This is a genomic window from Halospina denitrificans (assembly GCF_004364635.1).
Lineage (GTDB): Bacteria > Pseudomonadota > Gammaproteobacteria > Pseudomonadales > Oleiphilaceae > Halospina > Halospina denitrificans.
Genome location: NZ_SOAX01000002.1, coordinates 38935 through 56686 on the forward strand (window position 1 = coordinate 38935; position 17752 = coordinate 56686).

Annotated in this window: 18 protein-coding genes; 4 read left to right on the forward strand and 14 right to left on the reverse strand. The window is 61.4% G+C overall.

Annotation, left to right across the window (positions count from 1 at the left end):
* Positions 1–18: 18 nt before the first annotated feature.
* The 7 genes from tolQ to aspS form a co-directional block, all read right to left on the reverse strand.
* Positions 19–699, reverse strand: a complete 681-nt coding sequence (gene tolQ, locus DES49_RS03785; RefSeq protein ID WP_133735074.1) for a protein TolQ — start codon at positions 697–699, stop codon at positions 19–21.
* Positions 700–715: 16 nt separating this feature from the next.
* Positions 716–1135, reverse strand: a complete 420-nt coding sequence (gene ybgC, locus DES49_RS03790) for a tol-pal system-associated acyl-CoA thioesterase (protein ID WP_133735075.1) — start codon at positions 1133–1135, stop codon at positions 716–718.
* Positions 1132–2151, reverse strand: coding sequence for a Holliday junction branch migration DNA helicase RuvB (gene ruvB, locus DES49_RS03795; RefSeq protein ID WP_133735076.1), 1020 nt, complete (start codon positions 2149–2151; stop codon positions 1132–1134). Before ruvB ends, ybgC begins: the two co-directional genes overlap by 4 nt.
* Before the next feature lie 96 nt (positions 2152–2247).
* Positions 2248–2871, reverse strand: coding sequence for a Holliday junction branch migration protein RuvA (gene ruvA, locus DES49_RS03800; protein WP_133735077.1), 624 nt, complete (start codon positions 2869–2871; stop codon positions 2248–2250).
* Positions 2872–2883: 12 nt separating this feature from the next.
* Positions 2884–3399 (reverse strand): crossover junction endodeoxyribonuclease RuvC, encoded by a 516-nt coding sequence (gene ruvC / locus DES49_RS03805; protein ID WP_133735078.1) that lies wholly within the window; start codon positions 3397–3399, stop codon positions 2884–2886.
* A gap of 14 nt (positions 3400–3413) precedes the next feature.
* Positions 3414–4166 (reverse strand): YebC/PmpR family DNA-binding transcriptional regulator, encoded by a 753-nt coding sequence (locus DES49_RS03810; RefSeq protein WP_133735079.1) that lies wholly within the window; start codon positions 4164–4166, stop codon positions 3414–3416.
* Positions 4167–4178: 12 nt separating this feature from the next.
* Positions 4179–5963, reverse strand: coding sequence for an aspartate--tRNA ligase (aspS, locus tag DES49_RS03815; protein ID WP_133735080.1), 1785 nt, complete (start codon positions 5961–5963; stop codon positions 4179–4181).
* A gap of 197 nt (positions 5964–6160) precedes the next feature.
* Between aspS and fabR the strand changes: the two genes are divergently transcribed.
* Positions 6161–6790: an HTH-type transcriptional repressor FabR gene (gene fabR, locus DES49_RS03820; protein WP_133735081.1), complete on the forward strand. Its 630-nt coding sequence runs from the start codon at positions 6161–6163 to the stop codon at positions 6788–6790.
* Here fabR and DES49_RS03825 read toward each other — a convergent pair.
* The 5 genes from DES49_RS03825 to guaB are packed head-to-tail and all read right to left on the reverse strand — an operon-like array spanning position 6787 to position 12730.
* On the reverse strand, positions 6787–8130 hold the full coding sequence (locus DES49_RS03825) for a UDP-glucose dehydrogenase family protein (protein WP_133735082.1): 1344 nt from the start codon (positions 8128–8130) through the stop codon (positions 6787–6789). The two genes, fabR and DES49_RS03825, sit on opposite strands and share 4 nt — an antisense overlap.
* A 24-nt stretch (positions 8131–8154) precedes the next feature.
* On the reverse strand, positions 8155–9147 hold the full coding sequence (galE, locus tag DES49_RS03830) for a UDP-glucose 4-epimerase GalE (RefSeq protein WP_133735083.1): 993 nt from the start codon (positions 9145–9147) through the stop codon (positions 8155–8157).
* Positions 9144–9656, reverse strand: a complete 513-nt coding sequence (gene tadA / locus DES49_RS03835) for a tRNA adenosine(34) deaminase TadA (protein WP_279591373.1) — start codon at positions 9654–9656, stop codon at positions 9144–9146. The genes galE and tadA overlap by 4 nt, the downstream gene beginning before the upstream one ends.
* A gap of 6 nt (positions 9657–9662) precedes the next feature.
* Positions 9663–11240 (reverse strand): glutamine-hydrolyzing GMP synthase, encoded by a 1578-nt coding sequence (guaA, locus tag DES49_RS03840; RefSeq protein ID WP_133735084.1) that lies wholly within the window; start codon positions 11238–11240, stop codon positions 9663–9665.
* 26 nt (positions 11241–11266) lie between these two features.
* Complete coding sequence (gene guaB, locus DES49_RS03845) at positions 11267–12730, reverse strand: IMP dehydrogenase (RefSeq protein WP_133735085.1); 1464 nt, start codon at positions 12728–12730, stop codon at positions 11267–11269.
* 136 nt (positions 12731–12866) lie between these two features.
* Between guaB and xseA the strand changes: the two genes are divergently transcribed.
* From xseA to DES49_RS03860, 3 genes are all read left to right on the forward strand, one after another.
* Complete coding sequence (gene xseA / locus DES49_RS03850) at positions 12867–14246, forward strand: exodeoxyribonuclease VII large subunit (RefSeq protein ID WP_133735086.1); 1380 nt, start codon at positions 12867–12869, stop codon at positions 14244–14246.
* A 185-nt stretch (positions 14247–14431) separates the two neighbouring features.
* Positions 14432–14641, forward strand: a complete 210-nt coding sequence (locus DES49_RS03855; protein WP_133735087.1) for a cold shock domain-containing protein — start codon at positions 14432–14434, stop codon at positions 14639–14641.
* Between the two features lie 296 nt (positions 14642–14937).
* A complete protein-coding gene (locus DES49_RS03860) occupies positions 14938–17025 on the forward strand; it encodes a dehydrogenase (RefSeq protein ID WP_133735088.1) in 2088 nt (695 codons plus the stop codon).
* Between the two features lie 48 nt (positions 17026–17073).
* Here the strand turns inward: DES49_RS03860 and DES49_RS03865 are convergent, their stop codons facing one another.
* Both DES49_RS03865 and DES49_RS03870 read right to left on the reverse strand, forming a co-directional pair.
* Entirely contained in the window at positions 17074–17331 is a 258-nt protein-coding gene (locus DES49_RS03865) for a ClpX C4-type zinc finger protein (RefSeq protein ID WP_133735089.1), read from the reverse strand.
* Positions 17328–17726, reverse strand: a complete 399-nt coding sequence (locus tag DES49_RS03870; RefSeq protein ID WP_133735090.1) for a thiol-disulfide oxidoreductase DCC family protein — start codon at positions 17724–17726, stop codon at positions 17328–17330. The genes DES49_RS03865 and DES49_RS03870 overlap by 4 nt, the downstream gene beginning before the upstream one ends.
* Positions 17727–17752: the final 26 nt, after the last annotated feature.

The window sequence follows — 17752 nt, forward strand, 5'->3', positions numbered from 1 at the left end:
TCCTGGCACCCTGGGTGCTTACTGGCTGTTGTTGTGAACACGCCGATGCAGAATGCTGGCGAACTCTTCCGCAAACATCTCATAGCTCTTCACCTGGGCATCCGACTGGGCGGTAAAGCGGTTGTAGGCAACCACTGCCGGGATAGCGGCGAACAGACCCATGGCCGTGGCGATCAGGGCCTCGGCAATGCCCGGGGCCACGGTCTGCAACGTCGGCTGCTGGACCTGAGCCAATCCCAGGAAGCTGTTCATGATGCCCCAGACGGTACCGAACAAGCCCACATAAGGGCTGGTGGAGCCGACCGTAGCCAGAAACGGTAGATGGGATTCCAGCTTTTCCAGCTCCCGGGAAAGCGCCACCTTCATGGCCCGCTGGGTCCCGTCCATGACGGCCTCCCCGTCCTCGCTCTGCTGACGCAGGCGACTGAATTCCTTGAATCCCGCCCGGAAGACGTTTTCACCACCGGCCTGCGGCGTGGGAGTCCCACAGACCTCCTTGTAAAGCTGCCCCAGATCCATCCCGGACCAGAAGCGCTCCTCGAAGGAGGCCTGCGCCTGACGGGTCTGGCGATACAGCCGGATACGCTGGAAGATCAGCCCCCATGAGAGAATGGAGGCCAGCAGCAGTAACAGCATCACAAACTGCACGATGATGCCGGCGTTGGTGACCAGATGCCAGACAGAAAGCTGTTCGTCCACGTAAGGCTCCTATTGCTTACTCGTTACCACTGAGAGTGTCCTTCAATACCCTGTCCAGATCCTCCGGGATCCGCCTGGGTCGCCCCGATGGCAGCTGAACGCAGGCCACCTTGACTTCCCCCGACACCAGGGCTGCCCCATCGTCCCGTCGCCACGCTTCCTGACGGAACGTCATGGCGGTCCGGGTCGCCGAGATAAGATCGGCGCTGATTTCCAGCTCATCATCCAGAAAGGCGGGCTGGAGATAGCGGATATTCAGGCTGTGGACGACGAAGGCGATGCCCTCCTCAAGCCGTCCGCGCAGCGCCACGCCCCGGGAGCGAACCCATTCCGTGCGCGCCCTTTCAAAATACTTCAGGTAATTCGCATAAAAAACAATACCGCCGGCATCGGTATCCTCCACATAGATACGCACGGGCCAGCGGAAATCAGTCATTGCTCGCCTCCGGCATCCGGCGTGTCAAAACCGAAATGCAGGTAGGCGTGTGTCGTCGCCATGCGCCCGCGTGGCGTTCGCATCATGAAACCCTGCTGGATCAGGAAGGGCTCGAGCACATCCTCGATGGTGCCCCGCTCTTCGCTGATCGCCGCGGAGAGGCTTTCCACCCCCACGGGGCCGCCCCCGAACTTCTCGATCAACGCCAGCAGCAGGCGTCGGTCCATATGATCAAAGCCCTCATAGTCGACTTTAAGCATGTTCAGGGCCTGATCCGCAACCTCCGCGCTCACGCTGCCGTCCGAGCGCACCTCGGCGAAGTCGCGGACCCGACGCAGAAGCCGGTTGGCAATCCGGGGCGTGCCCCGCGAGCGTCTTGCGATTTCCCGGGCGCCCTCGGCCTGGACCTGGATGCCCTGGAGTTCCGCCGAACGTGTCACGATCCGGGTCAGGTCGTCCGTGCTGTAGAATTCAAGGCGCTGCACGATGCCGAAACGGTCGCGCAGCGGCGATGTCAGCAGGCCCGCCCGGGTCGTTGCGCCCACCAGGGTAAAAGCGGGCAGGTCCAGCTTGATGGAACGCGCCGCCGGCCCCTCACCAATCACGATATCCAGCTGGTAGTCTTCCATGGCTGGATAGAGGACTTCCTCGACGACAGCGCTCAGGCGATGAATCTCGTCAATAAAGAGAATGTCGCCCTCTTCCAGGTTGGTCAACAGCGCCGCGAGATCCCCGGCCTTTTCCAGCACAGGACCCGAGGTGGCCTTGATGGCGCTGCCCATTTCATTGGCGATGATGTTGGCCAGTGTGGTCTTGCCAAGTCCGGGAGGGCCGAAGATCAGCACATGATCCAGAGCCTCGCGGCGGCCCCTGGCGGCCCCCACGAAGATCTCCATCTGCTCGCTCACCGTGGGCTGACCCACGTAGTCCTGGAGCCGTGCGGGCCTGATTGCCCGGTCCTGCCTGTCTTCACCGGGATCCGCCTGGCCGGATATCAGTCGATCGGATTCAATCATGTTTGTCCTGATACTGACCTGGTGCCATTCGCAGGGCATTGTATCGCCTGCATACAGGCAGTCACGTTACGTTAATGTTATACCACACGCTACCCTTCAGCGGTTGAGCATGTTCCTCAGGGCGAGTCGTATCAGCTGCTGGCTGGCCATCCCTTCTTCGGCAACGGCGTTGAGCGCACGCCCCGCTTCCTGGGGTCGATATCCCAGCGCTATGAGGGCGGCCTCGGCCTCTTCGAGGGGTGTACTCTCCACGGCGGAAATGCCCGGCAGCTCGGATACCGCCTCCTCCCGGCCCGATGTGGCGGGCGCCTTATCGAGCTTGCGGACACGGTCGCGGATCTCGATGAGCAGGCGCTCCGCGGTCTTCTTGCCCACACCGGGAATCTTGACCAGAGCGGCGGCGTCGTTGTCCTCAACCACCCGGATAAAGGCATCCGCTTCCAGGCCCGAGAGAATCGCCAGCGCCAGCTTGGGGCCGACACCACTGGTGCGGATCAGCAGGCGGAACAGCTCACGCTCACTCTTGGCGGCAAAACCATAGAGTTGCTGGGCGTCCTCACGGACCGCGAGATGGGTATAGAGGACCGCTTCCTGCCCCAGCTCGGGCAGGCGGAAAAAGGTGGTGTAGGGAATGTCGACCTCATAGCCCACACCGCCGGCTTCAATCAGCGCATCGCCGGGTTGTTTCTCGACGAGAATGCCCCTGAGTCGTCCGATCATTATGACAATCCTTTAACGGGCCCGGCCGCCACGGCTGCTGGAGGAACCGGTTCGTGCCAGTCCGGCCCTGAGGTGTGCGTGACAGAGCGCGATCGCGAGCGCGTCCGCCGCATCCTCGCGCGGCTGGCGGGTAAGATGGAAAATAGCCTGGATCATGTGCTGGATCTGGTGCTTACCGGCACTGCCACTGCCCACCGTGGCCTGCTTGACCTGGCGGGCGGAATATTCGTGAACGGGAAGCCCGGCATTGGCGCCACAGACGATGGCCACGCCCCTCGCCTGACCCAGCTTGAGGGCGGAATCCACGTTCCGGGAAAGAAACACTTTTTCTATGGCGAACTCTTCCGGGCGGTAGGTTTCGATGATTTCCGTAAGGCCGGCGTAGATGATCTGGAGCCGCTCGGCCATGGGCTTGTCGCCCATGACGACACAGCCGCTGTCGAGGTATTCAAGCTCACGGCCACCGCTGCGGATGAGCCCGTAGCCGGTGACCCGCGATCCGGGATCAACCCCGAGGATGATGGCCATGGGCCTCACCGGCGTCAGGCATAACCGAAGCGCTCCAGGGCCTCATCCGAGAAGTCGGCGTTGGTATAGACGTTCTGGACATCGTCCAGGTCTTCCAACCATTCCAGGAGCTTGAGGTTGGTCTCGGCGACCTCGTCATCCATGGCGACGGTAGTGACGGGCACCATGCTGATGTCCGCCTGTTCGGGTTCCAGGCCGGCCTGCTTCATGCCGTCCTTCACATCCATGTAGTTCTCGGGGGTGGTGATGACGTCTTTGGTACCGTCCTCGTTCACCCGGACATCCTCGGCGCCGTGCTCCAGGGCTGCCTCCATGATGGTGTCCTCGTCATGGTCGGCGCTGAAGCTCAGCGTCCCCTGGCGGTTGAACAGGAAAGCCACCGAGCCGTCGGTGCCCAGGTTGCCACCGAATTTGCTGAAGGCATGGCGAACATCCGAAACCGTGCGGTTCTTGTTGTCCGTCATGGCCTCCACGTAGACGGCCATGCCACCGGGACCATAGCCCTCGTAGACAAGCTCCTCGTAATCCTCGTCGCCCGCATTGCCGGCGCCACGCTCGATGGCGCGCTCAATGGTGTCCTTCTTCATGTTGTTGAAGAGGGCCTTGTCGACGGCGGTGCGCAGCCGGGGATTGTCCTCGGGCTCGCCGCCGCCCTCGCGCGCCGCCACAAAGAGCTCGCGGATCAGCTTGGTGAAGATCTTGCCTTTCTTGGCGTCCTGGGCCGCCTTGCGATGCTTGATGTTGGACCATTTACTGTGTCCGGCCATGTCTCGCCTCGCTCAGTTGCTGCCTTCCTGCTGGTCCTTCGCGCTCTTGCGCAGACGGATGTTGAGCTCGCGGAGCTGCTTCTCATCCACCTCGCCCGGGGCGTCGGTCATCAGGCAGGTTGCATTCTGGGTTTTCGGGAACGGAATCACGTCGCGGATGGAGCCGGCTTCCGTCATCAGCATGACCAGGCGGTCGAGGCCAAAGGCCAGACCACCGTGGGGCGGGCAGCCGAATCGCAGCGCGTCCAGCAGGAAGCCGAATTTCTCGCGCGCTTCCTCTTTGCCAATGCCGAGGCTCTCAAAGACGACCTGCTGGGTCTGTTCCTCGTGGATACGGATGGAACCACCGCCCAGCTCGGTGCCATTGAGGACCATGTCGTAGGCCCTGGACAGCGCCCCGGCGGGATTGCTCTGGAGCTCTTCAGCGGAGACCGGCGCGGTGAACGGATGGTGCAGCGCGTGCAGCTTGCCGTCGTCGTCTTCCTCGAACATCGGGAAGTCCACGACCCAGCAGGGCGCCCAGTCGCCTTCAACACGATCCAGATCATGGCCGATTTTCACCCGCAGGGCACCCAGGGCTTCATCCACGACGCTGGCCTTGTCGGCGCCGAAGAAGACGATATCCCCGTCCTGGGCCTCGACACGGTCCATGATCGCCAATGCCACATCGTCACCAAGGAACTTCACGATGGGCGACTGCAGCCCCTCAATGCCCTTGGCGCGCTCGTTGACCTTGATGTAGGCCAGCCCCTTGGCGCCATAGATGCCGACGAAGTTGGTGTAGTCGTCGATCTGCTTGCGGGTCAGCTCACCGCCGCCGGGAATGCGCAACGCCGCGACACGGCCCTTGGGATTGTTGGCCGGGCCCGAAAAGACCTTGAAGTCCACGTTGGCCACCAGGTCGGCCACATCAACCAGCTCGAACGGGATGCGCAGGTCCGGCTTGTCGCTGCCGAAACGGCGGATGGCCTCGGCATAGGGCAGGCGCGGGAATTCCGGAAGTTCCACGCTGAGCAGATCCTGGAAGAGGTTCCGGATCATCTGCTCCATGGTGTTCATGATGTCCTCTTCGCGCACGAAGGAGGCCTCGACGTCCACCTGGGTAAACTCGGGCTGGCGATCGGCGCGCAGGTCTTCGTCACGGAAGCACTTGGCAATCTGGTAATAGCGGTCCACGCCGGAAACCATCAGCAGCTGCTTGAACAGCTGGGGCGACTGCGGCAGCGCAAAGAAGCTGCCCGCATGGGTGCGGCTCGGCACAAGATAGTCGCGGGCACCTTCCGGGGTGGCCCGGGTCAGGATAGGGGTTTCCACGTCCATGAAACCGTGCCCGTCCAGGAAGTTGCGCAGGTAGCTCGTCACCCTGGAGCGGAAACGCAGGCGGTTGAGCATCTCCGGGCGGCGCAGGTCCACATAGCGGTAGCGCAGGCGGACGTCTTCGCCTACATCCGAGTATTCATCCAGGGGGAACGGCGGTGTGGCGGCTTCATTCAGCAGCTCCAGCTCATAGCCCAGGACTTCCACCTGCCCCGTGGCCATGTGGGCATTTTCGGTGCCCTCAGGACGGTGCCTGACGCGACCCTTGATCTGGATTACGTACTCACTGCGTACCCGGTCCGCCTGGGCAAAACTCTCCGGCGTGTCGGGATCAAACACCACCTGGGCGATACCGTCCCGGTCCCGGAGATCCAGAAAAATGACGCCACCGTGGTCACGCCGGCGATGGACCCAGCCACAAAGGGTCACTTCCTGATCGATGTGCGATTCGTTGATTCCGCCGCAATAATGACTGCGCATACCCATTCTGTCCTGTTTGCCTGAGAGGTTCGGCGTGGAAAAGCCACGTATTATAACGGCTACAGCGGGCGAAGTCAGACCATCTGATGAATAATGCGCCCGATGAGCGACAGGCATCACAGTGACGGCCTATAGTGACGTCCCGCCATCCAACCGCTAACATGTCCCTCCGCAACGACTGAGTAAGAGGATCGCCGGTGTCCGTACGTGCTGAACAGAAACTCAAGACCCGTCGCGCCCTGATGGATGCGGCCCTGCGTCAGCTCAGCGCGGACCGTGGTTTCGGCAGCCTGAGCCTGCGCGAGATCGCGCGCGAGGCCGGCATCGCCCCCACCTCCTTCTATCGCCACTTCACCGAGATGGATGAGCTGGGGCTGGCCCTGGTGGACGAGGCCGGTGTCGCGCTGCGCCAGCTGATGCGCCAGGCCCGCAAGCGCATCGAGCGCCACGGCGGCGCCATCGACACCTCAGTTGAAACCTTCATGGAGTACCTGAGTGACAACGCCAACCTTTTCCGCCTGCTGTTACGGGAGCGTACCGGGGTTTCCCGCATATTCCGGACCGCCGTGCAGGCGGAAATCGACCATTTCGTAACGGAACTGGCTGAGGATCTGGAAAAGTTCGCCGACGGCAAGCAGCGCCCCCTGCTGGACGCCCACATGGTGGCGGAATCCATGGTGGTTCTGGTGTTCCATCTTGGCGCCGAGGCGCTGGACGCGCCACCGCGCCAGCGCAACAAGCTCAAGGAGAAGCTCAAGGTGCAGCTGCGCATGGTTCTGGTGGGAGCCCAGACCATGGCGCAGGAAGGTTACGAAACGCCGGACTAGGTGCGATCGAACTGGTTGAGGCCACGCCCGATGGCGTAGTAGCTCAGCCCGTAGCGACCCAGCATCTGCTCGTCATAGAGATTACGCCCGTCAAACACCACCGGAAAGCGGATCGCCGCCGCGATCTGCTCGAAGTCCGGTGAACGGAACTCCTTCCACTCGGTACAGATCACCAGGCAGTCCGCGCCCTTCAGTGCCTGTTCCTTGGTGCCGCAGAGCTGCAGCCCCGGCTGGTCCGGATAGATCTTCTGGGTTTCCTCCATGGCTTCCGGGTCGAAAGCCTGGACACTGGCACCCGCTGCCCAGAGTTTCTCCATAAGTACTCGGCTCGGCGCCTCTCGCATGTCATCGGTCTTGGGCTTGAAGGACAGTCCCCAGAGGGCGACAGTCTTGCCGTTAAGGTCGCCCTTGAAGTAGTGGCTGACCTTGTCGAAGAGCACGTATTTCTGGCTGTTGTTAACCGCTTCGACGGCATTCATGAGCCGGGCGTCATAGTCGTATTCATGGGCGGTGCGCGCCAGCGCCTTCACATCCTTGGGGAAACAGGAACCGCCGTAGCCGCAGCCCGGGTAGATGAAGTGATAGCCGATACGCGGGTCCGAACCAATGCCCCGCCGCACATTCTCGATATCCGCGCCCAGGCGCTCCGCCAGGTTCGCAATCTCGTTCATGAAGCTGATCTTGGTGGCAAGCATGGCGTTGGCCGCGTACTTGGTCAGCTCCGCGGAACGCACATCCATGAACAGGACCCGCTCGTGGTTACGGTTGAAGGGGTAATACAGCTCGCGAAGCAGCTCCCGTGGGCGCTCGGTTTCGGTCCCCACGATGATGCGATCCGGCTTCATGAAGTCAGCGACGGCCGCCCCCTCCTTCAGGAACTCCGGATTGGAGACCACATCAAACTCCGTGGAAACACCACGCGCCTTCAGTTTTTCCGAGATGGTGTTACGGACCTTGTCGGCCGTGCCCACGGGGACCGTGGACTTGTCGATCACCACCTTGTATTCGTCCATGTGCTCGCCAATGCTGCCTGCCACCGCCAGCACGTACTTGAGGTCGGCGGAACCGTCTTCGTCCGAGGGGGTGCCCACGGCGATGAACTGCAGATCTCCAAAGGTCACGGCCTCCGCCACATCGGTAGTGAACTGCAGGCGTCCGGATTCGGTGTTGTGGCTGACAATCGGCTCGAGCCCCGGCTCATAGATGGGGATGATGCCCTGGCGCAGGCGGTCAATCTTGTTCTGGTCCACGTCCATGCACATGACGTGATGGCCCACTTCGGCCAAACAGGCGCCTGTCACAAGCCCTACATAACCGGTTCCGAAAATGGTAATACGCATGCCGTCGTGTCCTTTGCTATCCGTTTAAGAGTTCTGCCGCGCCTGCCAATGGCGTTCCCAGTCAAGCGCTGTCTGTACAATGGTGTCGAGGTCGTCGTAGGCGGGCTGCCAGTCGAGCGTCCCGCGTATCCGGGTGTTGTCCGCCATCAGTGCTTCCGGGTCCCCTGCCCGCCGGGCGGTCTCGCTCACCGGGAAGGCCACGCCGGACAGCCTCTGGACCACGTCGATCACTTCCCGGACGGTGAAGCCCCGGCCATAACCACAGTTCAGCACCTGTGAATCGCCCCCCTGGTTCATGTACTCCAGGGCACGCACGTGGGCGCTGGCAAGATCCTCAACATGGATGTAATCCCGCACACAGGTGCCGTCACGGGTGTCGTAATCGGTACCGAAGATCTGCATGCCGTCCCGGGCACCGGTGGCGCACTCGCAGGCCACCTTGATCAGGTGCGTGGCTTCCGGTGTGGCCTGGCCCAGCCGCGTCTGCGGGTCCGCGCCGGCCACATTGAAATAGCGCAGGATGACGTAGGTCAGGTCACTGGCATTGGCCAGGTCCATGATCATGCGCTCGCTCATCATCTTGGAAGCCCCGTAGGGGTTGATGGGCGCCAGCGGCAGGTCTTCCGTAAGAACCGTCTGCTCGGGCATACCGTAAACAGCCGCCGTGGAAGAGAAAACGATTCGGGACACCCCGTGGCGGTTCATAACGCCAAGCAGATTCAGTGTGTTGCGCGTGTTGTTGCTGTAGTACTTCAGCGGAGCGGCGACGGACTCAGGCACCACGATATGCGCGGCAAAATGCAGGACGGCGGAAAAGCGGTGATGTTCGAAGAGCGCATTGAGGGCCTCGGTATCGGCGAGGTCCCCCACTACCAGCTCACCATGGGTCACGGCCCAGGCATGGCCGGTGGAAAGGTTGTCGTAGACAACCACGTCATAGCCCGCCTCGCCAAGCTGGCGCACCACATGGCTGCCGATATAGCCGGCGCCGCCGGTTACCAATACCTTATCGGTCACTGCTCGTCTCCCTTCATTCTCAGCCGGTCGGCCTTCTTTGCCGCGCGCCTCTGTGCAAAAAAATCCGTCAATTGCTGGCGGCACTGCTCTTCCAGAACCCCTTCAAGAACCTCCACGCGCCAGTTGAAATGGGCGTGCTCCAGAAGCCGATCCCTGGAACGGATAATGCCTGCCTTGGGCTCCCTGGCGCCGAAAACCAACCGGCTGATGCGGGCATGCACCAGTGCTCCGGCACACATCGTACAGGGCTCGATGGTCACGTAAAGACTGGCGCCCTGGAGCCGGTAATTGCCCAGGGTCGCGGCGGCGTCCCGCAGCGCGCGAACCTCGGCATGGGCGGTCGGATCATGACCGCTGATGGGCGCATTGAAGCCGGTCCCGATCAGCTCGCCATCCAGGACCACCACGGCACCCACCGGCACCTCCCCGTACTCCGCCGCCTGTTCCGCCAGGCTCAGAGCACGCCGCATCCAGTAACGATCAGCGTCTGGCGTGCTCGCGGCGGTCAAGGACCATCACTCCCACTCGATGGTAGCCGGCGGCTTGGACGACACGTCATAGGTCACCCGCGAGATACCGGGGATCTCGTTGATGATGCGGCTGGACACCGTCTCCAGTAGCTCATAGGGAAGGTGCGCCCAGCGCGCGGTCATGAAATCCAGCGTCTCCACGGCCCTGAGCGCCACCACGTATTCATAGCGACGGGCATCCCCTACAACGCCAACCGATTTCACCGGCAGGAAAACCGCGAATGCCTGACTCGTCCTGTGGTACCAGTCGTAGTTGTGCAGTTCTTCCAGAAAGATGGCATCCGCTTCGCGGAGCATATCCGCGTATTCCTTGCGCACCTCGCCGAGAATGCGCACCCCCAGCCCTGGCCCGGGGAAGGGATGACGGTAGACCATGTCGTAGGGCAGCCCCAGCTCCAGGCCGATACGCCGCACCTCATCCTTGAACAACTCACGCAGCGGCTCAACCAGGCTCAGCTTCATCTTTTCCGGGAGACCGCCAACATTGTGGTGGGACTTGATGACAGTGGCTTTACCACTCCGGGATTTGGCGGACTCCACCACATCCGGATAGATGGTGCCCTGAGCCAGCCAGTTCACGTCGCGGATGGTAACGGCTTCCTCGTCGAACACATCAATGAAGGTATTGCCGATGATACGACGCTTTTCCTCCGGGTCATCGACGCCCTTCAGGAGGTCCAGAAAGCGATCCTCGGCATTGTGATGGATGACGTTAACGCCCATGTTGCGGGCGAACATGTCCATCACCTGCTTGCCTTCATTGAGACGGAGCAGCCCATTATCCACGAAAACACAGGTGAGCTGGTCGCCAATGGCGCGGTGCAGCAGCGCCGCCGTCACCGAGGAATCCACGCCGCCCGAGAGACCCAGAAGCACCTTGTCGCTGCCCACCTGGGCACGAATCTGGTCGACGGCGTCGTCAACAATTTCACTGGGGGTCCAGAGCGCTTCGCAGCCGCAGATATCAAGCACGAAGTGGGACAGTATCCGCTGGCCCTGGAGGGTATGGGTCACTTCCGGGTGAAACTGGACGCCGTAGAAACCGCGGCTTTCATCCTGCATGGCCGCAATGGGGGCACTGCCGGTGCCGGCAAGGACTTCAAAGCCGTCCGGCACGGCCACCACCTGGTCGCCATGGCTCATCCAGACATCCAGGAGACGTTCGCCACCCTCGGTAATATGGTCTGAAATGTCGTGCAGCAGCTTGCTGTCGCCGGTCACACGAACCTGGGCGTAACCGAACTCGCGCTTGTCACAGGCGGCTACCTGTCCACCCAGCTCTTCCGCCATGGTCTGCATGCCGTAGCAGATGCCAAGCACCGGAATCCCGAGTGAAAAGAGTCCTTCCGGAGCTCGGGGGCTACCGAGCTCGGTGACCGACTCCGGGCCACCGGCCAGGATGATGCCACGGGGGGAGAACTCGCTGATCTCGGAGGGGGTCAGATCAAAGGGGCGGATTTCGCAATAGACCCCGATCTCACGCACCCTGCGGGCAATCAGCTGTGTGTACTGTGAGCCGAAATCCAGGATCAGGATGCGGTGGTCGTGGATGTTCTTGGCCATGCAGGTCCTCTGTGGCAATACGTTTATCAGGTGACCCGGTAGTTGGGCGCTTCCTTGGTGATGGTCACGTCATGAACGTGGCTTTCGCGCATGCCGGCATTGGTGATGCGCGAGAACTGGGGCTTGGTGCGCATCTCCTGGATATCGGCACAACCCGTATAGCCCATGGCCGCGCTCAGACCACCCATCAACTGGTGCACAATGCTCTTCATCGGGCCCTTGCAGTCAACGCGACCTTCAATGCCTTCAGGGACAAGCTTGTCGAGGCCCTCGGCTGCATCCTGGAAATAACGGTCGCTGGAGCCCTGCCCCATGGCTCCAATGGATCCCATGCCACGATAGGCCTTGTAGGTCCTGCCCTGGTAGAGCTCCACCTCGCCCGGCGCCTCATCGGTACCCGCGAGCAGGCTGCCCGCCATGACTGTGTGAGCCCCGGCCGCGATAGCCTTGGCAATATCGCCGGAGAAACGGATGCCACCATCGGCAATCAGCGGAACATCCCGGTTCTTGAGCGCTTCCGCCACATTGGACACAGCGGAGATCTGGGGGACGCCGATACCGGCCACGATACGGGTTGTACAGATGGAACCCGGGCCGATGCCCACCTTGACGCCATCAACACCGGCGTCGGCCAGCGCGATCGCGGCTTCGGCTGTGGCGATGTTGCCGCCAATCACCTGCAGATCCGGGTAATGCTCCTTGACCCAGCGAACCCGGTTGATCACGCCCTGGGAATGGCCGTGGGCAGTATCCACAACAACCACATCAACTCCGGCCCGGGTGAGCGCCTCAAGCCGGGCTTCGGTGTCACCACCGGTACTGACGGCCGCGCCGACCCGCAGATGGCCCTGGTCATCCTTGCAGGCATCGGGGTAATCCTCGGCCTTCTGGATATCCTTGACCGTGATCAGCCCGCGCAGCTCAAAGTTGTCGTTCACCACCAGCACCTTTTCGATGCGGTGCTTGTGCAGCAGGTCCTTGATGTTCTCGACGTCCTCGCCCTCGCGGACCGTCACCAGTTTCTCGCGGGGTGTCATGATCTCAGAAACCGCGGTATCCAGGCCGCCCTCGAACCGGATATCACGCCCGGTCACAATGCCCACCAGATCCTTGCCATCCACGACGGGAAGTCCGGAAATCCGGTTGGCCTGGGTGATATCGAGAAGTTCGCGCACCGTGGTCTGGGGCGTGACTGTGATGGGATCCTTGACCACGCCACTTTCGTATTTCTTGACCTTGCGTACTGCCGCGGCCTGCTGCTCAACCGTCATATTCTTGTGCACGATGCCAATGCCACCCACCTGGGCCATGGCAATCGCCAGATCCGCCTCGGTAACCGTGTCCATTGCCGCCGATACCAGCGGAACATTGAGCTTGATACCGCGCGTGAGTGGTGTCTTCAGGGATACTTCGTTCGGCATCACATTGGAGTAGCCGGGAACAAGAAGGACATCGTCGAAGGTGAGCGCTTCTTCCGCAATTCGCAGCATCTAATCCGCCTTATGAACTTGCCAATTCGGGGAACCTCTGGTTCACTCTGCCGCTGTACAACGCCATCCGGATGGCCTTTCAGAGCGCCAGTGGCGCCGGTTTAAGTAAACGAACATTATACGTTGTGGCAAGTGAATGCGTAAAGAAGGCAATCCCCCGACATCCGCCGCTCACGCCGTCAGCGTGAGCGAACTGACCCACCAGGTCCGCCACCTTCTGGAAGTCAGTTTTCTGCAGGTCTGGGTGGAGGGCGAAATATCCGGATTGTCGCGCCCGGCGTCGGGGCACTGGTACTTCACCCTCAAGGATGACCGCGCCCAGGTCCGCTGCGCGATGTTCCGCAGCCGTAACCGCAGCGTCAAAACGGTCCCTGCCGAGGGAGAGCAGATCCTGGTCCGGGCAAAAGTCAGCCTTTATGAGGCGCGCGGGGATTTCCAGCTGATTGCCGAAGCCATCGAACCCGCCGGGTTGGGCGCCCTGCAGAAGGCATTCGAGGAACTCAAGGCGCGGCTCGATCGGGAGGGGCTGTTCAGCGAGGACCGCAAACGGCCGATCCCGGTTCCGCCGCAACGCCTGGGCCTGGTGACATCCGGCACCGGCGCTGCCATCCATGACATCCTCACGGTGCTGAACCGTCGCTTCCCGGGGTTGCCCGTTACGCTCTACCCCACTCCGGTCCAGGGGAAGGAGGCAACCGCCAGGATCGTCGAGGCCATCGAACGGGCCAATCGCGATGGACGCTGCGACGCCCTGATCGTGGGCCGTGGCGGCGGCTCCCTTGAGGACCTCTGGTGCTTTAATGAAGAGGCGGTCGCACGGGCCATCCACGACAGCCGAATCCCCATCATCAGCGCGGTCGGCCATGAAGTGGACATCACCATTGCCGACCTGGTGGCGGACCAGCGCGCCCCGACCCCCTCGGCCGCAGCCGAAATGGTGTCACCCGACCGCCAGAAGTGGCTGGACATGCTTACCCGACTGGAGGAGCGGCTGCTGCTCTCGGCCCGCCAGATACTGCGCCAACGCCACGACCGGGTGCAGGAGCTGGGCGCACGCCTGCGCCACCCCAGCCAGCAGTTGCAGGAACAGGCCCAGCGCGTTGACGACCTGGAACTCCGTCTTGAGCAGCGCATGCAGCAACAACTCACCGCCCGCTGGGAGAAGCTGGAGCAGTTCCGCAACCGGCTCCACGCCAGTCGTCCGGATTACCGCATCGGACAGTACCAGCAGCGGGTCAGCGACCTGGGCGAACGCTTAAGCCTCTCGATCAACACCCGGCTCAGACGCGAACGTGAACGCTACAGGGGGCTCGCCTCACAGCTCGACCTGGTCAGCCCCCTGGCAACACTGGAGCGGGGCTACGCCATCGCCGAGAAGCCCGGCGGGGACATCCTCCGCGACCCCGAAAGCATCAACCCGGGTGATCCGCTGCGCCTGCGACTGGCCCACGGCGCCCTCCAGTGCACCGTGGACTCAGTGGAAAAAACTTCCGCCAATGCGCCAGAAAAGGGTTGACCGCCTATTGCGAGCTCCTATAATGAAATCTGCTGCGCACGTTAAGCGGCTCTGCATGTGAAAGCTTTACGACGACCTGCCTCAGGACTCATCGATCGTTCCTCACAGAATTGCCAAGCGTCACAGCCCCAAAGAGCCCAATTGTGGGCTTGTAAGAAAATCGTGTTTTTGAAGGAAAGTGCATCATGTCTGATCTCAATACTGGTCGCGTCAAGTGGTTTAACGAAGCCAAGGGTTTTGGTTTTATCGCGCGTGAAGACGGCTCCGACGTATTCGTACATTACAGTGCGATCAACGGAACCGGTTTCCGGACGCTGACCGAGGGGCAGGAAGTCCAGTTCGCTATTACACAGGGCCCGAAAGGTCCGCAGGCGGAAAACGTTTCGCCGCTGTAAAGCGAACGCAGGTCGAAAAAACCCGGCTTGAAAGCCGGGTTTTTTTGTGCCTGAAAGCACACCCCCCACTGTACCCCTTCGCCTTTGAACCCTGTTATACTTTGACAGACAATCGGTCCTACCAAGCCGTTTGATTGCAAATGGACTAACGCCTCCGGGATCCTCGGAAATCACAACAACGAAAAGACAACTCCGATGGGAGGATGTCGGTTTTCCCGACGATGAATTTCCACCGATTCACCACAATCGGTCATGGACTGTTCTTTCAGTCGGGATAGTAAGGGGAGATTTTAAATATGAAGACTGTAGTCAGTATCAGCCTTGGACCTGCAAGGCTGGACTATGATCTGGAAACAGAGTTTCTGGGCCAGACGATCCGGGTCATCCGCATCGGCACCGATGGCAATGTTGACCGCGCCGAATCAGCAATCCGCGAATGGGAACCCAGGGCGGATGTGATCGGCCTGGGCATGGTCCAGGACCACTACCAGGTTGGCACCCACACCGTTACTCACCAGGAAACGCGCCGCCTTGAGGAGGCCGTCCAGTCCGTGCCCGTGACAACCGGCGCCACGCTGCGCGGCATTCTTCAGGACTGGGCGGTGCGTCACACCCAGCTGGAACTGGAGCATTGCTTCAACAATGCCAAGGTCCTCTTCCTCAATGGCCAGGCCAACTACCGCCCGGCACGGGTATTCTCCGAGTACACGGAAAATCTTTTCTTTGCGGATCCGGTAACGCAGCTGGGCGTACCCAAGATGCTTACCTCACTCGACGCGCTCGAGACCTATGCAACGGGTACGGGTTACCTCCAGTCATGGAATATCGGTGACACCGTCGGCCGACTTCCGGTGGCCAAGAATGTCACCAATTACGTTCTGCGCAAGGGCGCACAGAACGCGGACGTTATTGCGGCCCGCTACAACGAACTTGAGGAAATGGGCCTTGAGGAGCTGGCCGGCAAGACCGTGCTCACCTCCTCCATTTCCGATGAGCGTCTCAAGGAGCTGGGCGACCGCGGCGTCAACGTCGTGATTGACTACACCCCCCAGATCTTCAACGAGACCATTGGCATCAATGTCGTCGAAGCGATGATCCTGGCCGCGCTTGAGCGCTCACCGTCGGAAATCACTCACGACGACTACCTCGAGATCATCACCAACGAGGGCATTGAGCCGCGCATTCTCTACCCCTCCGGCTACAAGCGGATCAGCCGTTTCGCATTCGTCATCCACCCGCTGTCCCAGCAGTATTTCCGCAACGCCAAGCCGCTTGATGTGGTGGCCAGCTATGCACCGAAGACCTTTATGAACAGTGTTGAGAAGGTGATGGCCTACTCGCCACCCTTCGTCTATTCCAAGGTTTCCGGCATCAAGTCCCCGACCGGTGCGGAAGCCGAGGGCTGGCTGATCACCGTGGGGGGTACGCCCAAGGAAATCATGTCGCACAGCCCGGAATTCACCTATCGCCGCCTGCTTGCCGCCGCCAGGCTGGCCAAGCGGCTGGGGGCCCAGATCATGGGTCTCGGCGCCTTTACCAAGGTGGTTGGCGATGCCGGCCTGACAGTATCCAAGCGCTCGCCGCTGCCGATCACCACCGGCAACAGCTACAGCGCCTCCGGTGCCCTCTGGGCGGCCCACGAGGCGCTCAAGAAGCTCGGCCTGGTTGAGGTCGGCGAGAACAACAAGGCGAAGGCCAAGGCCATGGTGGTTGGCGCCACCGGCTCCATCGGCGCCGTCTGTGCCCGCCTGCTCGCCAAGGCCGTGGACGAGGTCTACATCGTGGCCCGCGAATCGGCCCGGCTGCTGGCGCTCAAGGAATCCATCATGAAGGAGACGCCGGGAGCGAAGATCCACGTCACGTCCAACCCCAACAAGTACCTGGGTGAAATGGACATGATCGTGACCTCCACTTCCGGTGCCGGTAAGCGGATCCTGGACATCATGGAAGTGAAGCCCGGATGCGTCATCACCGACGTGGCTCGGCCTCTGGATATTCCGCCCGAGGACGTGGCCAAGCGCCCCGACGTGCTGGTCATTGAATCCGGCGAGGTGGAGCTTCCGGGCGATGTCCGCATGAAGAACATTGGCCTGCCGCCGAAGGTGGCCTATGCCTGCCTTGCGGAGACCATCGTTCTCGCGCTGGAGGGCCGCTACGAAACCTTCACCGTGGGCCGGGAGATCGAGTGGGAAAAAGTCCGCGAGATCTACCAGCTCGGCCTCAAGCACGGCATGAAGCTGGCGTCCATCTCCGGGGTGAACGGCGTCTACACGGACGAGGATTTCGACCGTGTGCGGAGCCTGGCCATGGAGAAGCGCGGTATCAAGCCGGCCGAGTCCAAGGCCAAGCGCGGTCGTAGCAGGAAGGCGGCAGCCGCAACCTGAGGATTCCGCCCAGAGGAAAAAACCCGCACCCCTTGTGTGCGGGTTTTTTTATGCCGGTCCGCTGCTGAATGCGCCCAGGCATTGCCGGCAGATACGGGCTCCCGCCCCATTGGTGACCATATCACCCACCTCGGAACTCGGTTTACCGCAGAAAGAACAGTTCCCTGTTTCACTTTCACCTGTCCTGCGGACCCGCTCATCGTCACGCAACCCGAGCTTGCGCGCGATCGAGTCCATCTGCTCATCCGTCAGCTGGCTGGCCAGTTCCCGCACCTCGCGGTCAAGCTCGTCATCATCGTTACTCATTCAGAATCCCCTTTTTTGGTATCCGGAAGACGCCCTTCCCGCGCCAGTCGCTGTCGCACCCATCGGCGGTATAGCCGGGATAACAGGCCACGAATGCCTGGAAGGCCAAGAACCCACGCCAGTGGCTTAAGCACCAGAACCCGTGACATGAGCAGGATATAGGCATCCAGCTCACGGTGAACCCTGCCGTCAGCATCCTCCACGTGGAGCTCCATCAGGGCATGCTCCGGGTCAATACCACGTTCACGCAGCATCTCGTCGCGACCGGTAATATCGACCCACCGCACCCGGTCGCCATGGCGACCGGCAAGTTTCTCGTACCACTGTCGGTCCTTCACGCAGGAAGGGCAGGAGCCGTCATAGTACACACTCAAGGGTGTGGTCTTGTCCTTCATTGTCGCCACCTGTTGTCAGCACCCCG